Genomic DNA, 20,114 nt, shown 5'->3' with positions numbered 1-20,114 from the left:
GGGTTCAGTTGTTCACCCATGCACTGTGTTCGCCAGGCTGGTTCGGATAGCGATGGGGGCCATGTCGAGGCGGCACGGTCCTCAACTGTTATTGAGGATCCGTTTTTTCGCTTCGGCATAAGCAATATCCCAACTCTCATTCGAAGTAGGCATACCATTAGCTCCAAGCGGTGAAACACCCCGTTCCTGGCGGCGAGCATTGACCCGGTGGGTGTACTCCTCACTCATCGGATTGATCCCCCGGCGCCGGTCATTGGCATCGGAACTCGAGTCCATCATGAAATCATACTCCTCCGGAAACCACTCGTAGTGAATCTCCCGGGCAAGGGCCCGGACCTGGTTCTCCAGGAATTCTTTTCGATCCAGTTCCCGAATTTCCTCTTCGGACAAACCCTCCCGCGCTTCCCGATGTTTGCGGGCTTCTTCTTTCTTGGCTCGGTTCATGTGGTGCTTCCTCCTTTTTCTCGGACACCACAAGCATAAAAGAGCTACGCGACAGGTTTTGTCGCGTCGTGCTTGCACAATACCCATCATCGAATGGGAGGGAATTGAATGGTAAACAACTTCAAAACGGACCTTATCCTCCATGTGGCCCAATACCCAAGAGAAGAAATCCTGAACAGAATGGGCTATACCCGGACCACCTCCGCCAACCTGGAGCGCCTGGACAACGTACTCGAAAGCTCCAGTTTCGGCATGGAGGATGGCGGCTTTGATTTCAAATACAGCAGCGAGGGATTTCTGCGGGCTCTGTGCGTGGTGGTCGGCATGGATATGGCGGAGACCGACCAGCGCATCAGTCGGGTGAAGAAATACCTGGACGAAGAAAAACAGGCATTCAAGCCTTACCTGTGGGTAGACACAGGCTTTCAGCGCAAAAGCCAGCCTCTGTTCGCGCTGGCCTCGTGTGAACACCAGCGGTATCTGCATTTCCCTAAAGGGTTCTGGCGCTTGCCAATCGACAGGCAGCTCGGTCGGGCTCAGAGTCTTGTTCGAGAGCATGTCTACGAAACCGGCGGAGATCTTGGAATCTGGGGACAGATCAAGCAGTATTGGTTTTACTACAAAAAGAACGCAGCCTACCTTTTGGCCTTGAACGGCGAAGTGATTGGTAAGCAAGACGGGCCGGTACCGAACCAGGCCTCAGGCGGCAGGGAACTGGATCTCATCGCATCCACGACCCGTGAAGCCTGGCAGTAACGTCTCGGGAGGGGATGCGATGTACGATCTGATCGGTGATATCCACGGTTACGCGAGTGAATTGAAAGCTCTACTGGCAAAGATGGGCTATCAGGAAATTGATGGCACCTGGCAGCACCCGGAGCGCAAAGTCATTTTCCTGGGTGACTTTGTAGATCGCGGCCAGGAGCAGGTGGAGACCGTTCGCATTGCTCGAAACATGGTCGAGAGCGGTAATGCCCTGGCTGTCATGGGTAACCATGAATTCAATGCAGTGGCCTGGGCCACTGAAGACCCGGAGAATCCCGGCGAGTTTCTGCGTCCCCACACTGAAAAGAACCTGAATCAGCATAAAGATTTTCTGGAACAGATAGGTGAGGGCAGCGAGCTTCATCAGGAGATGATTAAGTGGTTCAAAACGTTACCTGTTTATCTGGACTTCCCTGAGTTCCGTGTGGTGCATGCCTGTTGGCACCCAGACCACATAGAGGACATTAACAAGTACACAGATTCGCATAACCGGCTTCTACCGGAGGCCTGGGATCAAGCTAGCCGTAAAGGCACGCAAGCGTATGAATCTATAGAAACACTGCTCAAAGGTTTGGAAATTAGGTTGCCTTGTGGGCATTTTTTCCATGATAAAGAGGGCAACCCGAGGTACGACATTCGTACTCGATGGTGGCAACAAAAGAGTTTGACCTACCGTGATCTGGCCATGGTTCCGGCCTCTGAGATAGCAAAGATTCCCCATACGCCGGTCGAGGCGGATGTCCTGCCCGGCTACGACGGCGAGAAACCGGTGTTTGTTGGGCACTACTGGATGTCCGGAACGCCTGCGCCTCTGAGTGAGCACATTGCATGTCTGGACTACAGCGTTGCTGGCGAAAAGGGTGGAAAGTTATGTGCTTACCGTTTTAACAATGAGAGTTCGCTAGTGGCTGATCGATTTGAGTGGGTTACGACCGGGGCGAGGTAGATCTGGCGGTTAAATTTATCTGCGACATTAACTGTCGCCTGAAGGCATAACAATGCGACAAACCAGTTCTGGAAATTACTTCACGTAACCCTCAGTAAATTTTGGAAAACTGATGTATTTCCTAATTTCCTTATGACTCCAAAGGGGTTAGATTTTCCAATAATAAAAATATAGCCATAAGAGCTAGGTAGACAAGAAGGACGCTTTGCATGGACGTGTCAAGCAGAAGTCAATCGAAGGCCTGGATCAAAGAGTTTCTTTTCGTTCGTGGAATGATTTCTGGTCCCGATGGTTCCCCCCTCTATCAGTACCACGTGACTGATGAAGAGCTCTCCGAATTACCGTTAATTCTCAAGCGATCAATTGCAGACGTTGAGAGCCCCTCTTTCTCTCAATACTGGGCCGCAGCCTTCTGTTTGTATGTGGCTGAAAGATATCGCCGTGAGTATGACGGCACCAATCTCAGTTGGTCATGGCAGGGATTCGAAAAACCGTTATCCGTTGAACTGCCTAGCAGGCTCCACAGCGAAGTGGTTCATAAAGGTCTCGGTTTCTGGAAGCGGCCGCTTCGGGTTCGGGCTAACGGCAATGATTACCTTGGGTCCCTGTTTGATGAGGGCGGGTTGCCTTGGCGTCTTATTAAAAGTGAGACCCATGGATTTGGTCGTGCAGTCAGGGGCGCGATTGCTAACTATTATCGGGTGAAGTTGCTGGGTGGTGACGTCGTCTCAGTCATCGCAAACTACGAGCACTACTTTCCGCAGACATTCAGAACCCACGAGAAATACTTGCTGATTGCCTCGGTTGTCGAGTGGTTAATGGGATTGGCTGAAACCTATCCTATATCAACGGTTGATAACCCGGCAGATTACCTTGACGAGAAAGCGCCGGACTGGCGAAAGCAGTCGCCTCTGCCCGTCAGTGAAAGCAATGCGCGCAATCTGATCAACGAATGGCTCAAGGACGCAGGGAAAAGTCGTTCTGAGAAAAAACGTCTCGAGGCGGATGAGAAAAACTTTACCTGTGAACACTGGTTGAAAGGCAGCCACGAGAACTGGTCAATCGAAACAGAAGTTTTCCTGCCCGCAGAAATAACAATTGAGCTGGAAGGTCATAGCATTCAGAGCACCAGACTTGAAATTGCGTTTTACGAGGGTGACAGCCTTCTGAAGCGCTCTGGAATCGCCCACGGTAAAGTCAACGACGATCGCTCTCAAATCACCGTAAAGATCAACTCGCGGGCGATACCCGTGGTTCGTTCAAAACCTGAACTCCCGCTTACGGTTCAGTTCCTTTCGAATGGCCATCGTATTCACGCCTCCTATTTTGAGGGAAGCGAGCTTGATTATGACTCTTTGCCGATGGTTTTTGTTGAAGACGGTGACCAACTGAAGCTTATCTCAACCGCATCGGTGACCATTCCGGCCTCTCACGCTGTGGTGAGGATCCCGCCGCCACTGGATCTTGAGGATGGAGTTGAGTACGGCGAATTAGGGGAGGACCAGTCGGCTGGTAAGTGGATCGATATTTCGAACGACATTACGTTAAGTGGCCAGGGCTCAAAAGTAATGCTCCGTTTCGATCCAAACGCGACGATCTCAAAGCCCACTCTCGCTGGCACCGTGGCGCTCTACGATACTCTTCCGAACCTGGTTTATCGAGGCTGGCCAAGCGTCAAATCTTTCGGATTTGAAGGGGGATCAGGATGTCGACTGCTCGCAAACGGAATCCCCCTTGAGTTCGACTATCAACAAAATGAAGTAGGTAGTTTCCAGTTGAGCGCCCTTGGCGGGTCAGGCGAAACCTTACTTCGCAGGAAGATTGGCGTAATACCGAGGGATTTGAGGGTCATGTCCGTTCCGGCTTCCTCAAACAGCCACGCAAGGATCATCCTCAGAAGTTCCAGAAGGCTCTCCGTTCGGCTGATGGATGAAAGCATCAGAGCGGACGAGCAGGAGACCCCAGACGGTTACGTGATAACTATGGAACCGAGGTCAGGGCGCCAGGTGCCTGAAAAGGTCCGAGTCGCATTGGTGGACGGCATCCATCCGGGCGAGCCGGTGGTTCTGAGGTTGCCTTACCCAAAAACTGGAGTTCAGCTTTTCGATGACGAAGGCAAAGAGGTTAAGGGCGGCTTGATATCCCTGGATCAGCTCATCGAAATGTCGATGACGCTGACGCCAAAGCCGGATACTAAAGAACAATTCTTTGTTTCTCTGGAACTCATCTGCCAGCACCTTCCCAATTTTCGCCGTCATTATCCTTTCACGGTGAACAGCCAGGCCCAGAGAATTAGTCTCTATGCGTTCCAGGAAGATATTCAGCAAATGCTGGGGACCACCTCCAACCAGGATGCATTTGTTCGTATTAGCGTCGAGACAGATCGTATTCTCAAGCAGGTGAATATTGTCCGCTATAACGCCAGGCTTGAAGGTCCCAATACGTTGGGGCGGCTCGAAGTGGTCGCTGACACCCTGAGTGAGAGTGGAGATTCCGCACGGGTCTCTGGTATGCGGCTCGATGATCCCCGTGCGGCTCCGGTGGAAGTTCCAGAGAGATCATCCCAGGGGGTGGGCATGGGGGTATTTGAAATTCCCCCGAAAATGATGAAAAACGGCCCCTGGTTGCTCTTCCCCCCGGCTGAATCCAGCGTCAAGTTTCGGCCGACGGTGTGGGTTACGGAAGATTCAATGGATACAACCGAGGCCCAGGCGAGTACGTTGCACTCGGCTGCTAAAAAATTTCACCCCACGCACAACCCTCATGTTTTTGAGGAAGCCATCTCTGCGATGGCAGAGGATTTTTCACACAGTGGTTGGGATTATCTTCGGGCCCTCAAAGAGGAATACAGTGCGTTGCCGTTATCGGCATTTGAAAGCTGGAAGGCTCTGGCGAACAACACTTCAGCTATGGCAGCAGCTGTTTTTCGGCTTGAGTTTGATCCCGCATTCTGCCGGCGCCTGAGCAATGAGCTGGCGGTGATCTGGGAGACGGTGAATGTCCAGACTTGGATCAAGGTACGGTCGGCTCAGCATGATTTTCTTGTAGATCGGGGCATACCCGAAGATTTCTCAGAAAAGCTTGTTGAAGATCGGATCAACAGTGTCTCGAGCACAATCCCTTGTTTTATGCATCTCGCTGACTACCTGCGAGATCCGAAACCTGTGAATTTGGAACAAGCGCCTTTCGTCTTCGCCAAAATTTGTTTTGAAGATTTGCGCCGGAATCATGCTGACGATCAAAGATGGCCGGAATGGTTCGGCGTAGAGCTCACAAACTGGGTTCATCAACAGGATTTGCCAGCTGAAATTAAATCGCTCCCGGATGTCGGCTTTTCAAGAGCTGTGACATTTTTACCGGTATTCATGGCGGCAGTGACCGCAGGAAAAGCCAAGTTCACGGACCTCACAGAATCGCTTCCGGAACTGAGGTTCGCTGTCCGGGTTCTCTCGGATTTTGATCGTGACGCCTGGTATGAGCCCAGCTATTCGCTTGTGCTCTCAAACCTTTTGCTCGAAACAGAATAATAAGGAATCGAAATGAGTGGTTATTTCAAGGATCTCATTAACCAATCACTAGAGCGTACCCGAGAGTCCACGCTCAGCATCTTGGGCTTGGGGGATTCCGGGCTGCGAGCTCACCTTGCAAAGCAAATGAGCAATCAGCTTGGTGAAGAGGGCTGTTTTCTGGCTCCACCAGTGTTCGAGCACACGTTTGGATGGGAGCCTGGGAATATTACCTTTAAGGCCCTGGAGGGAGATTTGCTCAGCAGCGAGGTCATCTCTGCATTGGCTGATGCTCCCAACGAAAATTATCGGTTCGACCCGAATATAAAGCCCTACACGCACCAGCTGACGGCATGGCGAACTTTGCTTGCTGAAAAGCCCAAGTCTGCTGTAATCACCACCGGCACGGGGTCAGGCAAAACCGAGTGCTTCATGATCCCGATCTTGCAGGATCTGGTCAGTGAATATCAGCAGACAAAGAGACCACTGCAAGGCGTGCGAGCGCTGTTTCTCTACCCTCTGAACGCATTGATCAATTCCCAGCGGGAACGTCTCGATGCCTGGACCCGGCCGTTCGATAAGAACATCCGGTTCTGCCTATACAACGGCAACACGAAAGAATCGAGAACCTCTGTTCGGAAAGAGCAGGCCGATACTCCAAATCAAATTCTATCAAGGGAGGAGCTGAGGGAGCATCCGTCGCCTATTTTGATGACCAACGCGACCATGCTTGAATACATGCTGGTGCGTCAGGTCGATGACCCAATCATTCAGAAGTCGAGGGAAGCCCAATCTCTTCGCTGGATCGTCCTTGACGAGGCGCATACTTATATTGGATCTCAAGCAGCTGAGCTTTCTCTGCTGCTTCGCCGGGTAGTCGAAGCCTTCGGTCGCGAAGCGTCAGATATCCGGTTTGTCGCCACATCTGCGACCATCGCCGATGAGAAGGCTGAAGAACGATTGAGGGAATACCTTGCAGGTCTGGCGGGTGTTCCTACGAGCCAGGTTGTAGTAATCGGTGGTCAGCGTCAGGTTCCTGAAATCCGGTTTGACGGTGACGACAGTGGCATGTCGCTGGCACAGTTGAAGTCGATTGAGACGGGAAGCACAACCTCATCCAAGAGATTCGATGCCCTCTGTGAGTCCAGGACGGCACAGCTGATCCGAAATACGATAGTCAACTCACCAAAGCCGGTCAGCCTCAACGATCTCGTCGGCTCTGTGGGGCCTCTGTTGGTAAGTAAGGACGCTGTTGAGCAACAGCAGGAGCTGTTGGAATGGTTGGATCTGCTGACCGATACCAAGCCGTCGGATAAACAGGAACCTTTCCTCAAATTACGGGCCCACTTGTTTCAACGCATGCTTCATGGACTCTGGAGCTGCGTAAACCCCGGCTGCTCCGCAAAATCCGAGGATCTCAAAGACTGGCCATTCGGCCAGGTTTATGTTCAGCAGCGTGGGAAATGTGACTGTGGTTCGCCAATATACGAAGTCGGCTTTTGTGACGACTGCAAGACACCTCACCTGACGGCTGAGCATGCTCATCCGTATCTGCGTCAGGCCAGCCCCTATGTCGGTGATGAGTTCTCACTGCAGGAAGATGACTCGGATGACAGCGGGCTTTCGGACAGCGCCGGGAGCTCATTGAAAGGGCGTACCGTCATTGCGCCCAAGCCCCACGAAGCCTTCGTTTCTGAAGATCTGGATCTGGACACGGCAGAGCTTGGGAAGCTGGACGCCGAAAACAGCATCACGATTTCACAGGCGGACGAACATGAATCGATCTGCGTGAACTGTGGTAGCGCCGGCAAAACGCCAGGCGGCTTTCTGCGCAAGTCGTATCTCGGGTCGCCCTTTTACGTCAGCAACGCCGTGCCAACGGTTTTGGAGTTTTGTCCTGATCCATCTCGTGAAGATTGTGAGGGTGCCTCTCCCGAATCCCTGCCAGGCCGTGGCCGTAAACTGATCACCTTTACCGATAGCCGCCAAGGCACCGCCCGCATGGCGGTGCGTATGCAGCAGGAGGCGGAACGTTCACGTTTGCGGGGATTGGTTTTCCAGATACTGAGGAATAAACAGGCACAGTCTGATTTGGAACCCAAAGATGCACCGACTGGTAGTTATGAAGAGCAGATGGCGCTGGTTGAGCAGCTTGAAAAACTGGGCTATTCAGGGAAGGCGGCTGAGGTCAGATCGGCTGCGGAAAAACTTCGGAGTGGCGCTGCGTTAGAGAACAAGCTGGAAGTAACTTGGTCGGAACTGGTCGAGGATCTGGCCGCCACGAACGACCTCAAATACTCCATCCTGGATTACAACCGCTATGCCAATCCCCAACTGTTCAAAGGCAATGAGGGCAGTTATTCAATGGCACGGGTGCTCCTCTTACGAGAATACGCCCGCCGGCCCAAAAACCAGAACAGTACGGAAACGCTGGGTCTCGTGTCTGTTGGCTACAAAGGCCTGGAGCAGGTCACCAACACGCCAGACTTCTGGACGGAAACTCAGGCTCCGTCGGCGAATGGCAAAGGCGAAGCCCGGTTAACCCTGGAAGATTGGAGAGATTTTCTGAAAGTCGCCTTGGACTTTTACGTGCGGGAAAACACCTTTCTGCGCTTCGGTGAGACGGAGCGTTCCTGGATGGGGGCACGGTTTGCGCCGAAAGAGCTATACGCTCCGGGCAGCGATGTCAGCGGTACCAGAGACAAGGCGTGGCCTCAGCTTCAAAAGGGTTCGCAGTCGCGCTTGGTCAAGGTGCTTTCTCTCGGAACAGGATTGAACACCGAGCTGGAATCGCACCGAAACAAGCTGAACGGTTGGCTCAAGGCCGCCTGGCAAGCATTGGTAAAATCACAGATTCTGCAAACTCAGGGTGGGGGCTATGCGCTTTCCCGCGAAACGCTGACCTTTTCTCTGCCCAAGTCGGCTTGGGTATGCCCGGTCACAAACCGGCTCATCGACACTACATTCCGTGGGCTGACTCCCTACCTGCCCAACAAGGCCGAAGTAGAGAAGTATCGATGCACAAGAATTGAGATGCCTGAATTCACCTCGCTTGCCCCGGAAGGGGAGACGGAAGGTGTGCTCCGGGCTATCCGAAACCGCGTTGCGGCAAATGACGTTATTGCGTCACTTCGCGAGCAAAACCTCTGGACGGACATTTCAGATCGCACGGCTGAGGGCGGCTTTTACTATCGCACCGCCGAACACTCTGCACAGCAAGCTGCAGAGCGCCTGCAGAAATACGAGGACGACTTCAAAAAAGGCAAAATCAACGTTCTCAATTGTTCCACCACCATGGAAATGGGCGTCGATATTGGCGGTATTTCGGCGGTGGTCATGAATAACGTACCACCCCACCCAGCCAATTATCTCCAGCGAGCGGGTCGGGCTGGCCGGCGTAGCGAGCCGAGAGCCGTCGCCTACACGCTGTGTAAACCAGATCCCCACAACACCCGGGCCTTCCAGAACCCCCAATGGCCCTGGGTAACGGCCATTCCCGCACCGGTGATTACCCTCAGTGCGGCGCCGCTAGTGCAACGCCACGTAAACTCATTCTTGCTGGCGAACTTCCTCAAGTCCGAAACGGACAGTGATGATGATCGCACCCGATTGAACGTTCATTGGTTCTTCGGCGGCAACCCGTCGGTGTGCGAACGGTTTGTCGATTGGCTGGATACACTGGCATCCGGATCCTCTGAAAACGAGGTGGTAAAAGGGGTTGGCCGAATCACGCGAGAAAACACAGCGCTATCTGCCACATCCTTTGCCGTGTTGGCGGCTGACTGTAAAGAAGCGATCCAGCAATTGTCATCGTCTTGGCGGGAAGAATATCGCCGCTTGAACGAACGGCATCGCGATGCGTCGGATGATGCATACAAAAAAGCATTGGAACTTGAGAAAAAACGCCACGAAGAAGAATACCTGCTGCGGGACCTGGCGGCTCGCGCCTTCCTGCCTGGTTACGGCTTCCCCACAGACGTCGTGAACCTCAATACCTACAACGTCGAAGACTTCATTGATAAGAGCACCCGTAAGCAGGAGAAGTCTCGCGAAGACAACATCTTTACCTACAAGGAAAAACCATCACGGGGCCTGCCAATTGCCATCCGGGAATACGCACCCGGTGCCCAGGTCGTTATTGATGGCCGCGTGTACCGCTCTGCCGGGGTGACGCTGTATTCCTATTACGACAGCGCTCAGGGAGGAACACAGAAGTTCGATCTCGCCTGGAGTTGCCAGAATTGCGGTGCGCATGGCTACCGAGAGTACGCCTACGTGAACAGCGATGAGCTGTCATGCACACAATGCCACAACATGATTAACCCGAAATACGTCAAGCAGGTGCTCAGGCCGGCTGGCTTTACCACGGATTTCTACGATTCAACGAGCAACGATGTCACTTCTCAGAAGTTCATCCCCGTTGAGAAACCTCGGATCAGTGTAGATGAGAATGTGATTTCGCTGCCTGACGAACGCTGCGGTTTCATCCGGTTCGGTGACAAAGGGCATGTCTTCCATCACTCGGGCGGTGAACACGGGACGGGGTACGCCGTCTGCCTGAGCTGTGGGCGAGCGGATTCTATGTCCGCCAATCACGAAATACCGAGTGATCTCCAGCCTGACAAGTTCCACCGGCCCATTGGCGGAAATGCGGGTAGCCACAAAGAGAAGGATTGTTCTGGTGAACAGGTAAAGTCCGGGATTTACCTTGGTTATCAGGCCCAGACAGATGTGCTGGAGCTGATTCTCAAAAGCCCGATTACCGGTGAATGGATACCGGCCTCAGAAGACGGCCGGGTCATTGCCACAACCCTGGCGGTCGCGTTGAGGGATACCATTGCCGACCAACTCGGCATCGCGACCACAGAGATGGGCTTCGGGGTCCGGCAAGACAAAGATCTCGACACAGGAGCAACCCGTTATGTCATCCAGGTATACGACGACGTCGCCGGTGGCGCGGGCTTTGTTCTGACCGGATTAGAGAATCTGGCAGAACTGATTGAAAAGACCCTTAAAAAACTGGAGTGCCCGGCCAACTGTGACAACGTCTGTTCCGCCTGCCTTGCCAGCAAAGACAGCCGGGTAGAGTTCGATGAGCTCAACCGTAAGGCTGCACTGGAATGGGTGGCTCACAGCGGCATCAGAGATCACCTGAGCCTGCCTGAGCCATTCGCATCTGTTCCGGGCGCAGCCTACTGGCCGTACGATCCTGAGCGCTTCGTCCGGCATTGGATCAATAAAGGCGCTCAGGCGGTTGCGCTGAGACTGAAAGGTGAGCCTGAGGCATGGGATCTCGGTAATCCGGAGTTCCGGCGTAAACTGATGAGCTGGCGAGCAATCGATGGCCTCAGAGTTCGATTGATTCTACCGAAAGGCACTGATTTAACGGAAGAAGTGAAGCAGGAGCTCTCCATTCTCGGGCGGTTTGGGATTGACGTTGCTGAAACCAGCGACGACCATCCCAACCCGGACATCAGGATGCCACTGCAGTTTGAAATCGAGAGTGGTGAGCCTGTGACGCTGATTACCAACAGCACGACCTCCCAGAGCCCAGGTGAAGCTTGGCTGAGCGGAGACGATCAATCCCTCTGGGTATATACCCAACAGGAGCCCGTCTTCAGCAGTGAAGCATTGGATATGACAGGCTGGTCAGCACAGCCGACGGGCGCTGCAGTGGTAGAATTGACGACGGATTTGAACGGCTCCGTGAAGGATCTGCCCGGGAAGTTCTGGATGTTGCTGGAGCATCACGCGCCGAGCTATGCGGAAGCCATTGAGAAGGACAATGTCGTCTCACTGACCTATGAGGACCGTTACCTTAAATCGCCTTGGGCCGTGGTGTTGCTAGCCAGTGTTCTCAAAGCACTAAAGCCCTCTGCGGAAACCTCTGTTTCTGTCATCACGATGCCTGGCGACGGTCGGTTAGAAAGTCGGTTTGCCAAGCACGACTGGAAAGATGCCCAGACTCATCAGGTGGTTTCAGGAACTTTCCTTCGCGCCACACTGAAAGTTGGGCAGGTGGACTTCCGAGTGCATAACGACAGGCGCGATCTCACTCATCGTCGAGTTCTGAGTGTTGGGCTGGCATCCGGGCGCACCATCAAGCTCGCGTTCGACCAGGGAATGGGTTACTGGGACATGAAGTCCTTCCGCCGCGATCTCAAATGGTTCGATTTTGAGCTGGGTTTTGAAGGTCAGGTGCATAGAATGCTGGAACTCGAAACGGACGGCCGCCTCGTTAATATCGGTGGCTGGCCAACGGATATTGCTATTTACGAAGACAGTCACTAATTACCGGAATCTAAATGTTCGAACAAACCTTCAGAAATATTGATGACGTCCTCTGGAAAGAGGCGGGCTGTGCTACGGAGCTGGATTACACCGAGCAAACCTCTTGGATGCTGTTCCTCAAGTATCTGGACGACCTGGAGTTCGAACGTTCGCAGGAGGCCGAACTGAGAGGCCAGTCCTATCAGTTCATTATTGATGAAGACCATCGCTGGTCGAAATGGGCCGCGCCCAAGAAAGCCGATGGTAGCTTCGATCACGACAACGCGCTTACGGGCGATGACCTCATCCAGTACGTCAACTTCGAGCTGTTTCCGTACCTGCATGGCTTCAAGGAGCGTGCCTCAGGCACGGATACCATCGAATACAAGATTGGTGAGATCTTCGGCGAGATTCGCAACAAGTTCGCCAGCGGTTACAGCCTGCGGGATGCGCTGGAGTTGATCGACACCCTCAGTTTTGGCTCACAGGCGGAAAAGCACGAGCTTTCCCATCTATACGAGGTGAAGATTCGCAACATGGGCAACGCCGGTCGTAACGGTGGCGAGTATTACACCCCACGCCCGTTAATCCGCGCCATGATTAAAGTGATCAACCCCCGAATCGGCGAGCGTATCTACGATGCGGCTGCCGGCTCCGCGGGCTTCCTGTGCGAGGCCCACGATTACCTGCGCTATGGCCCGGACGGCGAGGGCGATGATCGTCGGCTTTCAACGGAAGATTTGGAGACCCTCCAGACCCGCACATTCTACGCCAAGGAAAAGAAGAGCCTGCCCTATGTGATCGGGATCATGAACATGATCCTGCACGGCATCGAAACACCTAACATCGTTCACACCAATAGCCTGACTGAAAACCTGAGCGATATTCAGGAGAAGGACCGTTTCGACATCATTCTTGCCAACCCGCCGTTTGGAGGCAAAGAGCGGAAGGAAATCCAGCAGAACTTTCCCATCAAGACCGGGGAAACGGCGTTTCTGTTCCTGCAGCATTTCATCAAGTATCTGAAGGCTGGCGGCCGTGCGGCCGTGGTGATTAAGAATACCTTCCTGTCGAACTCGGACAATGCCTCCAGAGCCTTGCGCAAGGAACTGCTGGAAAGCTGCAATCTCCACACAATATTGGATTGCCCCGGCGGCACCTTTCTCGGTGCCGGGGTCAAAACAGTGGTGCTGTTCTTCGAGAAAGGTGCCCCCACTCAGAACATTTGGTACTACCAGCTCGAACCCGGTCGTAGCCTGGGCAAGACTAACCCGCTGAATGACGACGACCTGAAAGACTTTGTCACGCGGCAGGAACGTTTTGAAGACTCCGAAAATTCCTGGACCGTCAGCATCAACGAGGTGGATCCGGAGACCGTTGACCTGTCGGTGAAAAACCCGAACAAGGCTGAGGAAGAGCCGCTGCGCGATCCAGAAGTGATCATCAACGAGATCGAGACGCTGGACAAGGAAAGCGAGGAAATCCTGGAAGGGATCCGGGGGATGTTATGAGTGACCGATGGGAATGGAAGTTCATAGAAGATGTCGCACAAGTTGTTAACGGTGGTACTCCCAAGACAAAAGTGCCTGAATTTTGGGACGGTGAAAATTTGTGGATTACACCCGCAGAAATGGGCAATCGCGAGACACCGTATTTGGGCGAGAGTCGACGAACTCTGTCAAGTCAAGGTTTAGACAACTGCTCCGCTTCTCTCGTGCCCGAAAAGTCCGTGATCTTATCTACTAGGGCACCGATTGGCCATTTGGTCATCAACACGGTGCCAATGGCGTTCAATCAAGGTTGCCGTGCACTCGTGACTGGAGATAGGCTCAACTACAAGTTCTTGTATTACTTTCTATTTAAGAATGTCGATACGTTGAATGATCTTGGAACTGGGACCACATTTAAAGAATTGGCTGCGGGGAAGCTAAAGAAACTTCGGATCCCAGTTCCCCCACTCGCCGAACAAAAACGCATCGTCGCCATCCTCGATGAATCCTTCGCAGGCATCGACGCGGCGATCGTCAACACCGAAAAGAACCTCGCCAATGCTCGGGAGTTGTTTGAGATATGTACAAGTGAAGTGATTTTTGGTGATCCTGAGAAGCGAGGCTGGCAAAGAAAACACGTATTTGAGTTGGCGCTACCAGAAAAGGGAGCAATCCGGACAGGACCTTTCGGGAGTCAGCTTCGGCATGGTGAGTTTGTAGAAAGTGGTGTCGCTGTCTTAGGAATTGACAACGCCGTCAACAACAAGTTCATGTGGGGAAAAAAACGATATATATCTGAAGAAAAGTACCAACAGCTCAAGCGATATACGGTTCGACCGGGAGATGTTCTCATAACGATTATGGGAACTTGTGGAAGATGTGCCATAGTGCCCGAGGATATACCCGCTGCAATCAACACCAAACATTTGTGCTGCATTTCTCTCGATAGAGGCCTCTGTCTACCTGAATTCCTTCATGCTTACTTTCTTTATCATCCCGTTGCTAGGCGATTTCTTGAGTCAAGGGCAAAGGGTTCGATAATGGCGGGCCTGAATATGGGGATCATTAAAGACCTACCGGTCTGGTTGCCTAGCCTCGAAGAACAAAAAGAAATTGTAGAGAGAGTCGGTGAGTTAGGTGAAGAAACACTGCGTCTGCGATCAGTTTATGAGCAGAAAAAGTTGGCACTGCTAGAACTAAAACAGTCATTCCTTCAGAAAGCCTTCTCAGGTGAACTTGCAGCAGAGAATAGCGAGAAAGAGTTGGATGGGGCCGTAGCATGAACGAAGCCGAAACCCGCGCCGAACTAATCGATCCCGCCCTGAAAGTTGCAGGGTGGGGTGTGATCGGTGCTAGCCGCATACGCCGTGAGGTCATCGCGCCGGGGCGGCTTCAGGGTGGCGGCCGGCGTGGGCAGTCGGACATTGCTGACTATGTGCTGATCTACAAGGGCCAGAAACTGGCGGTGATAGAAGCCAAGAAACGCTCTCTGTCAGCAACCGAAGGGCTGGCCCAGGCCAAACGCTATGCTGAGCGTTTACAGGCGCGTTTTGCCTACAGCACCAACGGTGATGGCATCTATAGGGTGGATCTGGCGACGGGTGAGGAAGGCCCGGTAGAAAGCTACCCCACGCCAGAGGAGCTTTGGGTGGAGACCTTCGCCGAACAGAATGTATGGCGTGAGCGCTTCGGTGCCGTGCCTTTTGAAGACAAAGGCGGTTTCTGGGAACCGCGGTATTACCAGCACAATGCCATCACTCAGGCTCTGGAAGCCATCGCGGACGGGCGTGACCGTGTTTTGCTGACGTTGGCTACCGGAACGGGCAAAACCGCCATCGCGTTCCAGATCACTTGGAAGTTGTTCCATGCCCGCTGGAGCCGGTCAGCTCAGGCGTCCGGAGAGCCCGGCCGTCGACCACGCATTCTTTTTCTGGCAGACCGGAATATCCTCGCCAATCAGGCTTTTAATGATTTCTCGGCTTTCCCGCAGGATGCGCTGGTACGCATTGATCCGGAAACCATTCGAAAGAGGGGCCGGGTGCCGAAGAATGGCAGCATCTTCTTTACCATTTTCCAGACCTTTATGACCGGTCGGGACAAAAATGGGGACCCCGCACCGAATTTTGGCGATTACCCGCCTGACTTTTTTGATTTCATCGTCATTGACGAGTGCCACCGGGGCGGTGCCAATGACGAAAGCAATTGGCGCGGCATTCTGGAGTATTTCAGCCCCGCCGTTCAGCTTGGCCTCACCGCAACCCCTAAGCGGGACCACAACGCCGATACCTACGCCTACTTTGGCGACCCGGTGTATGTCTATTCCCTGAAGGAAGGCATCAACGACGGCTACCTGACACCCTTCAAGGTTAGGCAGATAGCCACCACGGTGGACGATTATGTCTACACCAGTGATGACGATGTGGTGGAGGGCGAGATCGAGGAAGGTAAACGATACACGGAAACCGACTTTAACCGGGTGATCGAGATTGAGGCGCGGGAGAAGTACAGGGTCCGTGTTTTCATGGATCAGATCGATCAACGCGAAAAGACCATTGTGTTCTGTGCTACTCAAGAGCACGCACTGGCAGTGCGGGACCTGGTCAACCAGATGAAAGCCAGCAAGGACCCGCACTACTGCGAGCGGGTTACCGCCGATGACGGAGCAGAGGGCGAGCGCTTCCTGAAACAGTTCCAGGATAACGAGAAGACCATTCCCACCATTTTGACCACCTCACAGAAGCTATCCACGGGTGTGGACGCGCGTAACGTGCGCAACATTGTCTTGATGCGTCCGGTGAACTCGATGATTGAATTCAAACAGATCATCGGCCGGGGCACGCGGCTGTTCGACGGCAAGGATTACTTCACCATTTACGACTTCGTTCGGGCGCACGAGCATTTTAACGATCCGGAATGGGACGGCGACCCGATACCGCCAGAGCCTTGCGAGCAATGCGGTGAAACCCCGTGCAAATGCGCTGTCGAGCCACCCAAGCCTTGCCCGGTCTGCGAACAGCGGCCCTGCATCTGCGAAAAGAAGCCCCCGGAGCCCTGCCCGGAATGTGGCCAGCGCCCTTGCGTATGTCAGAAGAAAAAGAAAGTGAAGGTCAAACTGGCGGATGGCAAAGAGAGAACCATCCAGCACATGACCGCCACCAGTTTCTGGAGCCCCGACGGAAAGCCAATGTCTGCGGCCGAGTTCATTCATCGACTTTACGGTGACTTGCCGGAATGGTTCGCCGATGAGGAAAAGCTGCGGGATATCTGGAGTAAGCCGGACACGCGGAAGAAGTTGCTGGAGAGCTTGGAAGAAAAGGGCTATGGACTGGAGCAGCTGAAAGAAATCGGGAAGATGATTGAGGCAGAGAACAGCGATATCTATGACGTGCTGGCATTCATCGCTTTCAATCAACCACCTATTTCGCGCTCAGAACGTGTAGCTGCCCACGCTGAGGAGATATACAGCCACCTTAGCAACTATCGTCAGCATGAATTCCTGGAATTTGTATTGGGCCATTATGTTGCACGTGGTGTTACTGAACTGGATCCGGAAAAGCTGCCACAGCTGATTGAACTGAAATATCACACTGTGCGGGATGCGGTGAGAGAGCTTGGGCCAGTGGGGAGTATTCGCGAGGTATTCGTTGGGTTTCAGAAGGAACTGTACTGAGTTCCGGAACGGTGCGAAGGATATTTGGTATTCAGAGAATTTTAGGTGAGCGGGAAGACCTCGTTCGCATGAAACTAGAGATATGAATGGGAAACCAGTTCAAGGAGTCCTAGTGAAATCCGCAATATTGGAATCAGGCACCAAGAATTTGGCCCAGTTGTTCGAAGTCAGGTCAGATATACTCAAAGATTTAAGAAGTCTTATTGATTCCTGGAATGGTTTCAACGGGATGCTTAAGGGTGCTGCCACATTTTCGATAGTTTTAGATACAAATGTTGTGATCACCGATCTCCTATGGTTAGTAGTTAAACGACGGAATCCTGATGCCAGAACGGATCTCATGGAGATTGTTGATGCAGGAACAGCAGTTGTATATGTGCCCCCTCGTCTGTTGGAGGAGGTTCGTGAGCAGATACCTTTAATCGCAGAGGAGAAAGGTTTAGACCCGGAGAGATTATTTGCTGAGTGGGAAAGTTACAGAGCTAGTCTAGAGGTGGTAGACCCCGGTCAAGAGAGCATCAATGCTCATTCAAATGGGGTTGATCCTGACGATGCTGATTTTGTCGCACTGGAAAAAACTATTTCTGCTGCAGGTGTTTTTAGCAAAGACAAACACATTGCAATGATGGGCGGTAATAAGATTTCAATCGAAACTATTGCTTCGCTTCGTGGCTATTCCAGGGCAACGGCTATTGAGCTGACAATCAAGGTTAATGGACTGGTTATGACTCTTATCGGTGTGGCAACTATCCGCAGTCTTTTCTCTGCTTGTAGTGCATTGATTGAGAGCCTGGCTCGTGCTCCTGAATGGGTGAAGGTTGCGTTGTTGGTTGGTGGTGCTTTTGCAGCCTTACATCCGGGTACTCGAGAATATTTGACTCGTCAGTTTAGATATGCCTTTGACGGAATTCGTGGGGTCAGTCCACATGTCATGGAGGAGTTGGGGGCAGCGATTGCGCTAATGCAAAATCAGCAGAACCTCGCCAAGGAACATCTGGGTAACGCTATGAAGGAACTTGAAAGAAGTAGCCTTGGGGATTCCGAACCAACAATGGCACTGCACGGGAATAACACGCAAGGCCGGTAGTTCTCTCAAGAAAAATCATGATATTCACGTTTTAGGTCTTATAAGGTTGTTATGGACATTTCGCCGGATAAACAGAATATAGATGCGGTGTTTTCGAACACGCTTTATCACATCGATTTTTATCAGCGGGACTATCGATGGAATGACGAGCCGGTGCTTCGATTACTGGATGATATTTTCTATAAATTTAATGAGCATTACGAAGAAAATAGCTCTTTGCCTCCGAGCGCAGAAGTGATCGACGCAAAATATTCTTGGTATTATCTCAATACGTATGTAACCAACAAAGTCGATGGGAAAGTGTTTATTGTGGATGGGCAGCAGCGCCTTACCACTTTGTCTTTAATTCTCATCAAGCTTTTGCACTTGGCCAAGGAGCATGACTCTAAAGCCGCTAAATGGCTGGATAGTAAAATTTCAGGGCAGTCGGGTTTTGAAACCCGCTTCTGGATGAATCATGAGGCACATCGTTCGACTCAGCAGGCAATTTACGACAACGAGCTTGACAATGTTGATACATCGACAGGCATCACTTCGGTCAACATGGTGAGGAACTTTCAGACTATAAGTCGATGGTTGGAAAAGGACTTGGTAACCAAGCATAAATTGGAAACCTTCATCTTCTATTATCTGCGTCGGCTTGTTCTGATTAACCTTACAGTGGAGCAGACCGATGTTCCGATGGTTTTTGAGGTAATCAATGATCGCGGCGTCCGGCTGAAACCCTATGAGATTCTCAAGGGCAAGCTCCTTGGGCAGATTGATAAAACAGTGATGGCCTCAAAAAACTATAACCGTCTTTGGGAAGAAAATATTCGGGCGATTAATGCCTTTGATGAGGATGAGGCAGATCGGTTTTTCAGGTTTTACTTGAAAGCCAAGTACGCCAATTCAAGGGCAGAAGGGCAGAGATTCGATGGCGATTATCATCGATTGATTTTCAGCAACGAATTTGACGATAAGTTGTCCATTGCACACAACCAGGCTGGCGTTATTCAGTTCCTCGATGACCAATTTTCATATTACATAGAGCTCTATCGAAAAGCGCGCGACGCCTATACCAATGATGAGGCATCTGCCTTTACTTACAACCGGGTTAATGACCTAGACGGCGCCTTAATGTTGATCTTGTCGTCTTGTAGCCTATGGGAAGACGTTGAGAGTGAGAAGCTTAGCCTGATTCCAGCTGAGTTAGATCGGTTGTTTGCGCTGTTGCAGATACAAGGTGCATACGATAGCAATGCCTTTCAGGAAATGCTCTTCCGGATTTCAGCCACCATTCGAGATAAGGGTTTGGATGAGATTCGCCCAGCTTTTGATCACGAATTGATCTCTACATTGGCAAAGAGACGCCTGACGGAAGTTGAAGAGCCTTTCAAGTATGCGTTCTTCAAGCAAACGGGAATCGGCCTGAATACCCGCTTTAAAAGGTACTTTTTTGCCAGGATCGATGAGTTTCTCGCCAGGGAGCTTAATCTCAATATGAAACACAGTATTTCCGATCTTGTCTCGAAGACCGGCGCGAAAACTGGCTTTCATATTGAACATATCCTGGCGCACAACGAAGAAAACATGGCGCTGTTCGAGGGCGATGAAGAACGTTTCGACATGGAGAGGAACAGGCTAGGGGGTATCTTGTTGCTGAAAGGAAAGGACAATATTTCAAGCAATAACGAAGCCTACTCCGATAAACTGAAGACCTACGCCAATACACTCTATTGGAATGAAACCCTGCGGGCTGACGCATATAAATCAAAACTAGATATGACGCAGCTAAAGGAAAGATTTGGCCTTGAGTTAGAGCCTATTGATCATTTTGGCCCTGATGAACTTGAAGCGCGCCAGAAATTGTTGTTCAAAATAGCCTCCATCATATGGCGGTAATTTTTTAACCCAGATATTGAATATTCGGATGTGAGCGGACGGGAAAATGCCA

At 52.0% G+C, this 20,114-nt stretch carries 10 protein-coding genes; 9 read left to right on the top strand and 1 reads right to left on the bottom strand.

Annotation, left to right across the window (positions count from 1 at the left end):
- Positions 1–81: 81 nt before the first annotated feature.
- Positions 82–444, bottom strand: coding sequence for a hypothetical protein (locus tag BM254_RS12840; RefSeq protein ID WP_092004259.1), 363 nt, complete (start codon positions 442–444; stop codon positions 82–84).
- Between the two features lie 108 nt (positions 445–552).
- Here BM254_RS12840 and BM254_RS12835 point away from each other — a divergent pair, with 108 nt between their 5' ends.
- The 9 genes from BM254_RS12835 (at position 553) to BM254_RS12795 (ending at position 20,062) form a co-directional block, all read left to right on the top strand.
- On the top strand, positions 553–1,200 hold the full coding sequence (locus BM254_RS12835) for a hypothetical protein (RefSeq protein ID WP_092004256.1): 648 nt from the start codon (positions 553–555) through the stop codon (positions 1,198–1,200).
- Between the two features lie 19 nt (positions 1,201–1,219).
- Positions 1,220–2,155, top strand: coding sequence for a metallophosphoesterase (locus tag BM254_RS12830; protein ID WP_092004253.1), 936 nt, complete (start codon positions 1,220–1,222; stop codon positions 2,153–2,155).
- 209 nt (positions 2,156–2,364) lie between these two features.
- Positions 2,365–5,682 carry an STY4851/ECs_5259 family protein gene (locus BM254_RS12825; RefSeq protein ID WP_092004250.1) on the top strand — a complete coding sequence of 1,106 codons (3,318 nt, stop codon included), beginning with the start codon at positions 2,365–2,367 and terminating at the stop codon, positions 5,680–5,682.
- A gap of 12 nt (positions 5,683–5,694) precedes the next feature.
- Positions 5,695–11,952 carry a DEAD/DEAH box helicase gene (locus BM254_RS12820; protein WP_092004247.1) on the top strand — a complete coding sequence of 2,086 codons (6,258 nt, stop codon included), beginning with the start codon at positions 5,695–5,697 and terminating at the stop codon, positions 11,950–11,952.
- 14 nt (positions 11,953–11,966) lie between these two features.
- Positions 11,967–13,442 (top strand): class I SAM-dependent DNA methyltransferase, encoded by a 1,476-nt coding sequence (locus BM254_RS12815; protein ID WP_092004243.1) that lies wholly within the window; start codon positions 11,967–11,969, stop codon positions 13,440–13,442.
- The gene (locus BM254_RS12810) at positions 13,439–14,704 is read left to right on the top strand and encodes a restriction endonuclease subunit S (protein WP_092004240.1); all 1,266 of its coding nucleotides are present in this window, start codon (positions 13,439–13,441) and stop codon (positions 14,702–14,704) included. The genes BM254_RS12815 and BM254_RS12810 overlap by 4 nt, the downstream gene beginning before the upstream one ends.
- Complete coding sequence (hsdR, locus tag BM254_RS12805) at positions 14,701–17,091, top strand: EcoAI/FtnUII family type I restriction enzme subunit R (protein WP_092004236.1); 2,391 nt, start codon at positions 14,701–14,703, stop codon at positions 17,089–17,091. Before BM254_RS12810 ends, hsdR begins: the two co-directional genes overlap by 4 nt.
- Positions 17,092–17,203: 112 nt before the next feature.
- Complete coding sequence (locus BM254_RS12800; protein WP_092004233.1) at positions 17,204–18,178, top strand: PIN domain-containing protein; 975 nt, start codon at positions 17,204–17,206, stop codon at positions 18,176–18,178.
- A 51-nt stretch (positions 18,179–18,229) separates the two neighbouring features.
- Positions 18,230–20,062: a DUF262 domain-containing protein gene (locus BM254_RS12795; protein ID WP_092004230.1), complete on the top strand. Its 1,833-nt coding sequence runs from the start codon at positions 18,230–18,232 to the stop codon at positions 20,060–20,062.
- Positions 20,063–20,114 lie beyond the last annotated feature (52 nt).

Source organism: Marinobacter pelagius (assembly GCF_900114925.1).
GTDB lineage: Bacteria > Pseudomonadota > Gammaproteobacteria > Pseudomonadales > Oleiphilaceae > Marinobacter > Marinobacter pelagius.
The sequence above is the reverse complement of the archived record's forward strand: the minus strand, read 5'-3'. Positions and strand labels throughout refer to the sequence as shown.